Source organism: Bifidobacterium kimbladii, from assembly GCF_032193675.1.
Classification (GTDB): domain Bacteria; phylum Actinomycetota; class Actinomycetes; order Actinomycetales; family Bifidobacteriaceae; genus Bombiscardovia; species Bombiscardovia kimbladii.
Genome location: NZ_JASTZZ010000007.1, coordinates 22,844 through 34,773 on the forward strand (window position 1 = coordinate 22,844; position 11,930 = coordinate 34,773).

Below are 11,930 nucleotides of genomic sequence, written 5' to 3' on the forward strand. Positions count from 1 at the left end.
TCACCGACCCTGCAAGGGTTCAGAGGGCTTGCAGGAGGTTGCCCAGTTTCCGGCTGTCCCTGACCGGTCTGCCTTGGCGGAAGGTGATGAACCGCTGGCAGGTCTGGGCCAGGAACTCCTGGTCGTGCGAGATGACGACCACCATGACCCCCAGGGAGCGCATGTAGCGGATCATCCCGGTCACCTGATTCATATGGAGCAGGTCCAGGCCGCTGGTGGGCTCGTCCAGAACCACCAGGCGCTTGCCCGACAGTATGGCGGCCGCGATGGCCACCCGTTGCTTTTCCCCGCCGGAGAGGGTGTTGGGGTGTCGGCCCAGGAGCCGCTCCAGGTCCAGCTTTCGTGCCACCTCCTCAAAGAGGTCGGTCCGTTTGGCTCCAAGGAGCATCTCGCCCTCCACGGTCTCGCTGAAGAGCTGGTAGTTGACATCCTGAAAGACCATGTAGGAGTCCTCGACGCGCTCCTTGGCGGTCTGTTTCGTCCCATTCAGGCTGATTGCCGACCTGTCGCCAGGCTTGAGCAGTCCGGTCAGGACCGAGGCGAAGGTGCTCTTGCCGGCACCGTTGCGGCCGATGATGCCGGTGATGTCATCGCTGGACAGGGTCAGGTCGTCCACATCCAAGGCAGGAGGCTGGTCGCGATGGTAGGCATAGGTCAGGTTCCTGACCCGGAGCAGGTCGGGGGTCTTGTCATCGATGACCCTGGCATGGGCGCACGCATTCTCGGTCGCATCCAGGTCCAGGGCCCGCAGCCCCATAGCCTGGCGACTCGGACCATCCAGCCCCCTCATGGCGGCCGGGGTCAGGTGCTCTGTCAGCCTGCCGTCCTTCATGACCAGGAAGTCGTCGGCCAGGCCGTCCAGGTAGTAGAGGCGATGCTCGATCAGGACCATGGTCAGGCCCCGGTCCTTCAAGCGGCCCAAAATCTGCGCCAGGCTGGCCACCGCTTCGACGTCCAAGTTGCCCGAAGGCTCGTCCAGGACCAGGATCTGCGGGTCCATCATGCAGGAGGAGGCGATGGCGATCATCTGCTTCTCGCCTCCAGACAGGGAGAAAATGTCCCGGTCCATAAGCGGGGCGATGCCGAAGAGATCGGCCACCTGGTCTATGCGCTCCCGGATGGCCTCCGGCTGGACACCGGTGTTCTCCAGGGGAAAGGCCAGCTCGCTGCGGACGTCGGTGGTGAAGAACTGGGTCTTGGGATTCTGGAAGACCGACCCCACCTGTTCCGAAAGCCGGTAGATGGGCCGGGCCGTGGTGGGCTCGCCCCCGATCAGGCACTCTCCCTCCAGCTTGCCCTCGTAGAGTTCGGGAATCAGGCCGTTGATGACCCTGGACAGGGTGGTCTTGCCGCAACCGCTCGGCCCGGTGACCACGGTCAGCCGTCCCTGGCCCATTCGGCAGGAGACTTGCTTGAGGGATGGCTGGCTGGCGCCTTCGTAGGTGAAGTTAAGCCTGGAACATTGCAACATAGGCTCCACATCCCATAAGGACCAGACCCAGGGCGCACATGAGCGCATCCAGTCCGGTGAAGGCAATCCGTTGGATGGAGGTCTTGGGCCCGGGGTCGCCGATCCCCCTGGTCAGGGCGGCCGAGGTCAGGTCGGAGGCCACATTGGTGGCGTTATTGAGCAGGGGGACGTAGATGTATTCCATGGTTCGCATCGGATGCCGGACCATGTCGCCGGTGGTGACCGCGATCCCCCTGAACTTCATGGCTCGTCTGATCTGGGCGTAGTCGTGCCTGACGGTCGGGAAGAAGCGGAAGAGGACGCTGACGGGGATGACCAGCCACTGGGGGGCGTGGATCTTGCGCAGCAGGTAGACCAGCTCCGAGACCTTGGTGGTGCCCATCATAAAGGCCGCCACCAGCACCAGGGGGAGGATCCTGCCCACGCCGACGAAGAGGAAGAGCAGGTAATGTCCTGGCAGGTTCTCGGGAAAGACCATGGCCAGGGAGGCGCCCAGGGTGAAGACCAGACAGACCAGAAGCCAGGCCTGGCCCTTCCTGACCCTGCCCACGATGACCTGGAAGCTGCAGAAGTAGATGTTGATGGCCAGGACCAGCGGAGTGGGGAGAGTGACGAAGATCAGGGCGTTGGCGAAGATGACCAGCAGGAATCTGGTGTAGATGGAGATGGGCCTCATTGCTTGGCGGGTATCCGGTTGAAATGCCTGTCGACGATCTTGGCGCCTATCCATGCCCCAAGCAGGGCGCCGACCAGGGTGGCCAGAATGCAGACCAGGAAGGTGGCTCCGGTGATGGGCGCGAAGACCCCGTCGATGTACTCCTGGCTCTTGCCGCGGCGGACCAGGCTGGCCACATAGGCGTCCTTCATGAACCAGAGGGGCAGGACGGGGCCGGTGCAGCCGAAAGTGAGGATGACGTAGCTCAGGTAGCGGGCCAGGTTGGGACGGCTCTCCCTGAGCGAGGACTGAACCAGATCAGCCAGCAGGCCGCAGAAAGCATAGGGGATGAATGAGAGGGCGAAGTGACCGAAGACCAGCAGGAAGAGGCCCATGATGACGCCGACGATGGTGATGGCCCCGAACCTGGGCACCCGGCGGATCATCAGCATGTAGACCGGGCCGGAGACCAGCCCCACCACAGCGGGGATGAAGAGGGAGGACAGGCCGGGCATAACCAGGCCAGCCAGGAAGACGGTGATGAAGTTGCCCACCGCCATGCTGACGAAGTAGAGGGCCGTGAAAATGCCGACGTTGACCAGGTCTTTTGTCTTCAGTGCTTTCATAAAGGATCGCTCCCATCTGGGTGGCGGTCGCTCGGCCCTAGGCCATATCCGCCGATTTCAGGTTGTGCCGTCAAGTTTAGGAGGGCCGGGAGGGAAAGTAAATGATATTTTTTTATGTCTCTTGCCAGTGCTTCACAATAAGAGTATTGCCTGCCGCGCGAGGATTTTGTTAGTGTCCACTGAGAGAGGCGTATCAGAAAGGCGGCACGGAGGACAGGCATGATCAGCAAGCGACTACTTCATCTACCGGGAGCCAGGATGGGCGCCAGCCTCCTGCTGGCCCTCCTGCAGACGATCGGCGCGTTGGCGGAGGTCCTCCTCCTGCCGGTGGCAATCGCGGCCGTGGGCCGTTCCCTTGGCCTGCCTGTCCCCCATGCCCTTGCCTGGGTGCCCGGTCGGCCCGGACCCTTGGCGGCGCTGATAGGCGGGCTGATCCTGGTTCGGCTCCTGGCCCAGGCGGTCGCCAAGTCCGTCAGCGCCCGGCTGGCTGATGGGATGGGCAAAGCGCTCTCCCAGGCCCTGTATCTATCTGTGTTCGACCCCAATGCGCAGAAGGACGACCTGGGCGTTCCGGCGCAGACCCTGGCCAGGCTTTCGACCGAGGGGGTCAAGTCGGTCGTCTCATATTTTACGGCCTACATTCCGGCCCTGGTCCAGACCGCCTTGATGCTGGTCGTGACCCTGGCCGTCCTCCTGCCCGTCAGCCCCTTGGCTGCGGTGATCGTTGTGATCGGCATGGTGGCCCTGCCCCTGGCTTCCAAGCCCACCATGGGCGAGAACATCAAGGTACAGCTGGGTCAACTACGCAAGTACGACAAGGTCGGCGTCCACTTCGAGCATGCCCTGAGGGGGCTCAACACCTTGAAGATCTTCGGGGCAGACCAGCGGCAGGCCGACGATCTGGCCGAGGAGTCCGAGGGATTCCGCCGGATAACCATGGGGGTCCTTGGCGGGCAGCTGCGCTCGCTGATCAAGGCCGACGTGGTCATCTACGCCAGCCTCATTCTGGCGGTTGCGGCCACAGTCCTGATTGGGCAGGACGGGCCCTCTCGAGTGCTGTCCTGTTTGGTTGTTGCTTTGGCTGGGGTCCGGCTCTTTGCACCTGAGCGCCAGCTGGTCTACATGATGCATTCCGGCATGGTCGCCATCAAGCAGGGCAAGGCTATCGACGATATTCTCCAAGCGCGGCAGGAGGATGACGGGAAGTCGGCGGCTCCAGGGACGACTCCTGAGTCACGCGAGAGTACGGGTTCGGAGACGGCTCCGGAAGCGAGTCTCGAAACATCTGAGGAAGCAATTCGGGAGTCTGACTTGGAATCCGCTTCGAAGCAGGCGGATCAGGCGGATATGTCTGGCGATGATTCGCTAGGCATCAGCGCTCGCAATCTGACCTACACCTATCCTGACGGCTTCCAGGCCCTGACTGACCTGAACTTCGATCTGCCTGCCAAGGGGCATGTGGGTTTGGTCGGTGCTTCGGGCTCCGGCAAGAGCACCTTGGCAGGCTTGCTGTCTGGGCGCCTTCAGGGATATACCGGAGAGCTGACCATTGGCGGGCGCCAGATCAGCGACCTGTCGCGCGAGGATCTGGTCGGCCTGCAGACTGTGGTTCGGGGAACCGACCACCTCTTCACCGGAACCATCAGGTCGAATCTGGACCCGGCCGGACTGGGCTACTCGGATTGGGAGCTGCAGGATGCGCTGGATCAGGTCGGCCTGACCGGTCTTGTCCAAAGCAAGGGTGGACTGGACGCTCCTATCGACCCCGAGGGAGGCAACCTATCCGGAGGGCAGCGGCAGCGCCTGTCCATTGCCCGGGGGCTCCTGCGGCGTTCCCCCGTCTATATCTTCGATGAGGCCACCAGCGCCGTGGACCGCGAGCATGACGCTACACTGGCAGCCCTGATGGACGCGCTGGGCAAGGAGTCCCTGGTCCTGACCATCACCCACCGCCTGGCCGGGGTCCGCAATGCCGATTCCATTCTCTTCTTGCAGGGGGGCCGTCTGGCGGAGAGCGGCGGCTTCCGTGAGCTGTTGGATGCCGGGGGCGGATTCGCGGCCCAGTGGAAGGAGCAGGCTCAGTATGAGGACGGGGAGTGAAGACATGCAGCAGATGACCGGCAATCTGGCAATGATGCGCCGCATGGCCCGGCTGATGAAGCCTCTGGCCGGCACGGAGGGCAAGGCCATCCTCTGCGGCAGTCTGGGCCATCTCTTCGCGGTCTGGAGCATGATGGCAGCCGCAGCGGCCCTGATCGGTCTGGTCATGGACTGGCCGCCGCTGAATGGCCAGTGGGTCGTATGGGCCCTGGTGGCGGTTCTGACTGCTCTTAGCCGTGGGGTCATGGCTTATGGGGAGCAGTACTACAACCACGAGATGGCCTTCAGCATGCTCCGGGACATCCGCACGACGGTCTTCGACAAGATGCGGTCCCTGGCCCCGGCCGGTTTGCGAGACCAAGCGCGCGGAGACATGGTGACAGTGATCACCAACGACATCGAGCTGCTCGAGATCTTCTACGCCCATACGCTTTCGCCCATCGCCATCGCCCTGGTGACCTCTCTGGCCAATTTGGCCCTGCTCACCTGGCTCTCACCCTGGATGGGACTTGCCGCCCTGGTCTCCTACCTGATCGTCGGCCTGTTCATCCCCATCCTGAGCGCCAGGCCCACTTTCAAGGTGGCCATGCAGGAGCGGACGGCCCAGGCCAGCCTGCATTCCCTGCTTCTGGAGACCCTGCAGGGCCGCACCGAGCTGGCTGGATTGGGGGCTCTTGGCAATACCCGCCATCGAGTGGGAGCCGCCACCGACCAGATGTTGGATGCCAGGGGACGTACCTCTGGGCGGACCATTGCCAACGATATGGTCACCAATGTGGTCACTCTGATCTGCGCCGGAGCCTTCACGCTGATGGCCTGTTGGCTTGGCTCTGAGGGGTTGGTGGATCCTGCCCGGGGGATGATCGGACTGATCGGCTTCCTTTCCTCCTTCGCTCCCTTGATACCTGTGGCCCGGCTAGGCGCCGGCCTGCAGCCTACGCTGGCGGCTGCCCGGCGGGTTTTCTCGCTTCTGGACAAGGAGCCGCCTGTGCGCGAGGTGGAGTCCGATCATGGGAATTCGTTGACAGAATTCACAGGAGAGGAGGCTAGGGCGGTCTCCTTCTCCTACTCGGGCAAGACTGACTCGGGTAAGGATGACTCAGGTGAACATGGCGGCCGGACTTCGGTTTTGGAGGGTCTGGATCTTTCCATCAAGCCTGGCGAACTGATCGGCATCCAGGGGGCCAACGGGGTTGGCAAGTCCACTCTGATCGACCTGCTGATGAGGTTCCAAGAGCGCAGTGGCGGGGACCTGACCGTCTCTGGCCTGCCTATCGAGACCATCCGCACCGCCGATCTGCGTGCTCAGCAGACTCTGGTGAGCCAGGACACCTATATATTCAGTCTCACCTTGGCTGACAATATCGCCCTGGCCCGGCCTGATGCCAACAGGGAGGGTATTGAGCAGGCAGCCCATGATGCCTGCCTGGACGATCTGATCGACCAGCTGCCCGACGGCTTGGATCATCTGCTTGCCGATAATGGCTCGGACCTGTCCGAGGGGCAGCGGCAGCGGGTGGCCTTGGCTCGTGCCTTTTTGAGCTCGGCGCCATTCATGCTTTTGGATGAGCCCACCAGTAATATGGATGCTCTCTTGGAGGGTCGGGTTCTGACCAGGCTGATCGAGCGGAAAGGCGACCGCACCTGCCTGATCGTCTCCCACAGGCCCTCGGTCCTTGCCTGGGTTGACCGTCTGCTGACACTGCAGGACGGAAGACTAGTCTCTGCCTGAACATCCGTATAAAGAATGAGATGTAATTGATAGTGCCGGGTCGAATTGCTGCTCGCAGCTATGATGCTGTCGACACAATTCAAACCTGGCACATTTCAATGAAAGATTCTGGGCGCGAATTCTTTCTGCCGACTCCGCAAATGGGGAGCGTAGTTGGAGTCAGTTCGGAGAAAAGTGGCTCAGCAAAACAGGTGTCTACTCTCACCCGGGGTGGTGATATCTCCGTAAGCTTCCCCCACAAGCGTGGTTCATGGACTCTATCTGTCTTAGAACAGTTGAAAAAAGGAAGGCTCCTTTCGGCAGAGTTGAGGTAATTCAGTCCATCAGCACAGTTGTCGCTTTACTGATTTGCTTTGTTGATTAATAGGCGGGAGCCAGTTTTTCCGGTCAGATTGGCATGGGCGCCAGCAGCCAAGGACATAGCCTTAGGCAACTTACTTGGCCGAACCTGTGATTCGTGGATTCCCGGCAGAGCGTTGCCTTTTCGATATCTTGAAGCTCCTATCAACGGTCTAGCTGGCCACTTTGCTTCCTTATCTGCGAATTATGGATGTCTGCCGCCTTGCGTTCAACATTATGTGTTTCGTGGTTAAACAGCCGGATTTTCAACGATTTGAACGGATGAATATCCCCTATGAAGATCGTGAATTCGGAAGAGCGACAGGAAAAATAAACAAATAATAGAAACGCTCAACAAAATGTTTATTAAATGGTTATACTATCTTTAGATACCTCACGAAAGAGATGATGTATGAGCAACGATGCACAATCGGCACGCGACCTTAAGGCGCAGGACAGCGCAGAACGTGCCCTGATAATCCAATCCTTGGCCCAGCTGGTGGAACCGCTGGCATCGCTTATGGCGGATTGTGAGGTTGTGGTGCATGACCTTTCACAAGTGCCTAACACCATCGTCGCTATTGCAGGTGGTTTGACCGGTCGCAAGGTCGGCGATCCGGCGACCGATGTCCTGCTCAAGCAGATGGCTGAGGGTCGAGTGCGCACCATGGTCAACTACAGCTCTGTTCTGCCTGACGGGCGTCGGATTCGTTGTGCCACTATCGCCGTCAAGGATAGCCAAGGGAATCCGGTCGCCGCCTTATGCATCAACAGCAGTGTCGAGATTTGGTCCGGGCTTCTGAAAATATGCCATCAAATGCTCTACGGCAGTGTAGACGCAAGCTCTGAACCAAAGTCGGAAGCTGATCTTGATGAAGACCTGGATCAGAACCAACGGTATGGCGCCGAGAAGGCTGGATCCGAGACAGGGCAGATAGGTCAGGGAACAGGATCGGCCGAAGCGAACTCCACGGGTGAAGCCTTTGTCCACAACCTTGATGACTTGGCAAATATCGTGCTTGATCGTGCTGTTGCCAGCCAGGGTATACCGGTCGAGCTGATGACGAAAAACCATAAGAAGGAGGTGATACGACAAGCCAAAGAACAGGGCTTTTTCTTCCTGCGAGACGCGGCCGAGACCTTGGCCGACCGCTTGCAGATTTCACGGTTCACCGTCTACAACTATCTCAAAGAAATAGACGAGACGACCTCCGTTAAAGATAAGAAAAAGCAATAAGCGGGGGAGGCAGTATCGAGGCCATGGCGGCCTCAGAGGATCACGTTGCTAATGAAGGCAAGGTATCCGGCATAGTTGTAAAGAAGGGAACAGACGTAATCATGGGTCTTCTACATCCCGTTTCAACCCAGGATCTGGGGAGAATACACAGTATCCGCTGGGATGACGCACATCGCATCTGCGGTGACGATGCCATATCCCTATCGGTGGCAGACATGGATTTCAAAGCCCCGGACCCGTTGGTCCAAGCTGTGGTCGAGCGTGCTCAGGTGGGCGATTTCTGCTACACCTACCTGGACCCCTCATATAGACAGTCGGTGTGCGACTGGTTCAAAAGACGCCACGGCTGGCAGATCAGTCCGGCCAGTCTGGTGCCGGTAGGAAGAATGGTGGAATCCTTGCCGGCTATACTCAGGGAGGCTCTGCCGCCCGCCTGCTCGGTAATCGTTCCCTATCCTGCATATTCGCCCACTCCAACGGCGATCAAGGCCGCAGGATGCAAGGTTCTTCCGTGGGTGCTGAAGATCGACGGCCAGGGAAAATACCGGTTCGACTTCGATGCGCTTGAAGACCTGCTTGACCAGGCCAGTGCGATGGTAATCACCAATCCGCATAACCCCACCGGTCGCGTATGGACCCGTGACGAACTGGCCAAGGTGGCCAAGGCTGCCGCCAAGCATGATGTTCTGGTCATCTCAGATGAGTTCCATGCCGATCTGATCCATTCAGGATATCGATTTCAGCCCTATCTGACCTCGTCGCCCGAAGCGGCCGGAGGCATCTCCTTTACCTCCCCGGGGAAAACCTTCAACATCGCTGGGCTCGAAACGGCCAACATCGTCGTTCCTGATACTGATCTGCGGCACAAGGTGGAGAAGGCCATCGATGATGCCGGCTGCCATAATCCCCGCTATTTTGCACAAGTTGCTACTCAGGCAGGATACGACCATTGCGCAGACTGGCTGAACGAGCTTCTGACCGAGATTGAGAGGCACGTTGATCTTTTGCGAGACTGCGTTGCCGGAATGGATGGTGTGAAGCTGATCGAGCCTGAAGGCACCTACCTGGCCTGGATAGATATGAGAGGGCTGGGACTCGAGGATGAGCAAATCGAAAAGCGGCTGGCTGAGCAGGGCCTGATGTTGGATCCGGGGACTGACTTCGGACTGGGCGGCAGCGGCTTTGTGCGCATCAACCTGGCAACAACTACGCCGATTCTGACCGAGGCACTGTGGCGCATGAATCGGGCGCTTGGCACTTCAAGGGGAAAGGCGACCCTGCAATGACGAAGGAAAAGAAACAAAGGGAGCAGCGTTCCCCCTCCCTGCTCTTGGCGCTGACACCGATTATCGCCATGGCGGTGTTCATGGGAGTTGGAGCCATTTGGCTGGAGCTTCCCGCTGAGCCGATGCTTATCCTGGCTGCCGTGGTGGCAGCGATCATCGCCTACATGCTCGGCCACGGATACGATGAGATGCTCAACACCATAGCCGAGAAGATCGCCGGGATCATGCCTGCCATGCTGATTCTGATAGTGGTGGGCATGCTTATCGGGTCCTGGATGATCGGCGGGACCATTCCCATGATGGTCTACTTCGGCCTCAAGATCGTATCGCCCAAGTACCTCTATCTGACCGCTCTGCTGGTCACGGCCATCACTTCGGTCTGCACGGGAACCTCCTGGGGCTCCGCGGGTACCATTGGCGTGGCCTTCATGGGAGTGGCGCTGGGCATGGATGGCATCAATCCCGCCATCGTCGCTGGTGCAGTGGTCAGTGGCGCCTATTTCGGAGACAAGCTTTCCCCTCTGTCCGGAGACACCAACCTGGCTGCGGCCATCACCCATGTGAATGTGTTCACGCATATGAAGCACCTGTTGTGGACCACCTTCCCCTCCTTGTTGGTGGCAGCGATAGTCATGTTCGTGGCGGGCCGTGGGGTCCAGTCCACAGGTGGCCGCGGCTTTGACAAGGTCGCCGAGATGAACAACACGCTTTCGCAGGCCTTCACCTGGAACGTGGTCATGCTGCTTATACCCCTCCTGATTATCCTGATCGGGTCGGCGTGGAAGAAGCCGACCATACCGGTCATGCTGCTCTCGTCGGCGGTGGCTATGTTCAATGCCGTCGTCATCCAGCACTTCTCTGTCACCAATGCATTCAACGCCATCGTCAACGGGTTCGACACCTCTATGCTTCCCAAGGGCTTCAACTTGGGCCCAGCAGCCAAGGACATCACCAGTCTGCTGAACCGAGGCGGCATGGAAAGCATGATGAGCACCCTCCTGATTGCGTTCTGTGCCCTCTCCTTCGCAGGGGTGCTTTCGGCCTCCGGGGCTTTGAACAAGATCGTGGAATCCCTGCTCAAGATCAGCAAGAGCACCGGCTCATTGATTGTCGTCACCCTGCTGACCGGCATCCTGACCATATCCACTACCTGCAACGGCCAGGTCTCCCTCCTGCTGCCTGGCGAGCTGCTGAGGCCTGCATACATTCGCCGAGGTCTGCATCCCTGCAATCTTGGGCGAAGCATAGAGGATTCCGGCACCATATTCGAGCCGATCCTGCCCTGGACAGCCGCTGGCGCCTATATGGCGGCCACATTGGGCGTGCCCACGCTCTCCTATATGCCTTGGGCAACCCTCTGCTGGACCGGCGTGATTTTCGCCACCATCTGGGGATACACCGGAATCGGCATCCGCAAGCTGACACCGGATGAGCAGAAGACCATGCTCGCCGAGCTGGATAAGGAGAAGGAAGCGTAGAGTAATTTCCCCTGCTATAGCTAATCAGCGCTGCAACCGGGCAAATCGTGTTGTGGCGCTTTTCTTGTCAACTGGAAAGATAGGAATTGAGTGCTTATAAACCGTTAAAAAGCAAGGATTGAATTGGCGCGGTGACGATCGACTTTGAGGTGATTAATACCTCTATTTGTTCTCTCGTTTAATGCAGTTTTGAAATCTGTGATGTTGTAAACCTGCAAATGCGGGATAGACATATCAGTAAGAGCGCAAATTGAGCCATATTGAATAATTGCAAGGATCAGTTCTATACTAAAGGCCTATCGGGTTTTGTAGGGCATATAAAAAGTGAATTGACACCTTAACGTTTGATTTTCGCGAATTCGAATTCAGCGTTAACTGTTGTGAGCAATGGACTTGTCGGCGGCCCAGTTTCTTTGTCGACTCCAACCGCGAGTTTGATTATTTATCTGCGTACCGGGAATGCAGCTTATCCATATCGGCGTGCGTTCAGGACGGATGCGAATTTAGGTCATAAAGTTTAATGCACGGCTCTTTTCTCCATGCGGATCTGGGATTAGTAGACTGATGTTGCTGCAACAAAGGGTCAAGTAAGGGATGGTAAGCAGGTTACTGAATCATATGCTGGTCCCTTTATAAGGGAACTTTTGTTAAGAATTGCATTGATGCGGGAGGATCATATAGTGAGCGTAGCTGGTCATGAATGCCGGCTCGAACTGGCGTGCATCTAGATACCAGTAGCACCTCTTAAATTCGTGACTACTGCTTTCAGAATACCGTTGTATCTGATGGGCAGTCAGTAGATCACTGGTGCGATCACGGTTGTCATAAGGCGCAGGGCAGGCGTCAGGCCTGTTTATTGACATCTGGATTACAGATGGGTATAGGTAAGGCTACTTGTCCATGCGCTATTGCTCTGTTTTGATGCCGATTCTGGGACCGGTTTGGTAATATAGACGCCCGTCTTAACGCTTGGCTTAAGCTTCAGTTTACGCCGCTTCTCAATTTT

8 protein-coding genes are annotated in these 11,930 nt (G+C 58.4%); 5 read left to right on the forward strand and 3 right to left on the reverse strand.

What is annotated here, in order from left to right:
- Nucleotides 1–19: 19 nt before the first annotated feature.
- From QRX41_RS07955 to QRX41_RS07965, 3 genes are read right to left on the reverse strand one after another with little or no spacing between them, the layout of a single operon-like run.
- Nucleotides 20–1,471 (reverse strand): ABC transporter ATP-binding protein, encoded by a 1,452-nt coding sequence (locus QRX41_RS07955; protein WP_313839846.1) that lies wholly within the window; start codon nt 1,469–1,471, stop codon nt 20–22.
- Complete coding sequence (locus tag QRX41_RS07960) at nt 1,449–2,147, reverse strand: energy-coupling factor transporter transmembrane component T (protein WP_313839847.1); 699 nt, start codon at nt 2,145–2,147, stop codon at nt 1,449–1,451. Before QRX41_RS07960 ends, QRX41_RS07955 begins: the two co-directional genes overlap by 23 nt.
- Nucleotides 2,144–2,752, reverse strand: coding sequence for an MptD family putative ECF transporter S component (locus QRX41_RS07965; RefSeq protein ID WP_198216721.1), 609 nt, complete (start codon nt 2,750–2,752; stop codon nt 2,144–2,146). Before QRX41_RS07965 ends, QRX41_RS07960 begins: the two co-directional genes overlap by 4 nt.
- Nucleotides 2,753–2,971: 219 nt before the next feature.
- Between QRX41_RS07965 and QRX41_RS07970 the strand changes: the two genes are divergently transcribed.
- The 5 genes from QRX41_RS07970 to nhaC all read left to right on the forward strand — a co-directional run bounded on the left by QRX41_RS07970 (nt 2,972) and on the right by nhaC (nt 10,924).
- Nucleotides 2,972–4,852: an ABC transporter ATP-binding protein/permease gene (locus QRX41_RS07970; protein ID WP_313839853.1), complete on the forward strand. Its 1,881-nt coding sequence runs from the start codon at nt 2,972–2,974 to the stop codon at nt 4,850–4,852.
- Complete coding sequence (locus tag QRX41_RS07975) at nt 4,836–6,584, forward strand: amino acid ABC transporter ATP-binding/permease protein (RefSeq protein WP_313839855.1); 1,749 nt, start codon at nt 4,836–4,838, stop codon at nt 6,582–6,584. Before QRX41_RS07970 ends, QRX41_RS07975 begins: the two co-directional genes overlap by 17 nt.
- Nucleotides 6,585–7,335: 751 nt before the next feature.
- On the forward strand, nt 7,336–8,160 hold the full coding sequence (locus tag QRX41_RS07980) for a helix-turn-helix transcriptional regulator (RefSeq protein WP_313839857.1): 825 nt from the start codon (nt 7,336–7,338) through the stop codon (nt 8,158–8,160).
- Between the two features lie 101 nt (nt 8,161–8,261).
- Nucleotides 8,262–9,446, forward strand: a complete 1,185-nt coding sequence (locus tag QRX41_RS07985; RefSeq protein WP_313839859.1) for a MalY/PatB family protein — start codon at nt 8,262–8,264, stop codon at nt 9,444–9,446.
- Entirely contained in the window at nt 9,443–10,924 is a 1,482-nt protein-coding gene (gene nhaC, locus QRX41_RS07990) for a Na+/H+ antiporter NhaC (protein ID WP_313839860.1), read from the forward strand. The genes QRX41_RS07985 and nhaC overlap by 4 nt, the downstream gene beginning before the upstream one ends.
- Nucleotides 10,925–11,930 lie beyond the last annotated feature (1,006 nt).

Excerpts from the sequence above, each read along its gene's own strand:
- QRX41_RS07960 (WP_313839847.1), bottom strand. The coding sequence starts at position 2,147 with ATGAGGCCCATCTCCATCTACACCAGATTCCTGCTGGTCATCTTCGCC.
- QRX41_RS07980 (WP_313839857.1), top strand. The coding sequence starts at position 7,336 with ATGAGCAACGATGCACAATCGGCACGCGACCTTAAGGCGCAGGACAGC.
- QRX41_RS07985 (WP_313839859.1), top strand. The coding sequence starts at position 8,262 with ATGGGTCTTCTACATCCCGTTTCAACCCAGGATCTGGGGAGAATACAC.
- nhaC (WP_313839860.1), top strand. The coding sequence starts at position 9,443 with ATGACGAAGGAAAAGAAACAAAGGGAGCAGCGTTCCCCCTCCCTGCTC.
- QRX41_RS07955 (WP_313839846.1), bottom strand. The coding sequence starts at position 1,471 with ATGTTGCAATGTTCCAGGCTTAACTTCACCTACGAAGGCGCCAGCCAG.
- QRX41_RS07970 (WP_313839853.1), top strand. The coding sequence starts at position 2,972 with ATGATCAGCAAGCGACTACTTCATCTACCGGGAGCCAGGATGGGCGCC.
- QRX41_RS07975 (WP_313839855.1), top strand. The coding sequence starts at position 4,836 with ATGAGGACGGGGAGTGAAGACATGCAGCAGATGACCGGCAATCTGGCA.
- QRX41_RS07965 (WP_198216721.1), bottom strand. The coding sequence starts at position 2,752 with ATGAAAGCACTGAAGACAAAAGACCTGGTCAACGTCGGCATTTTCACG.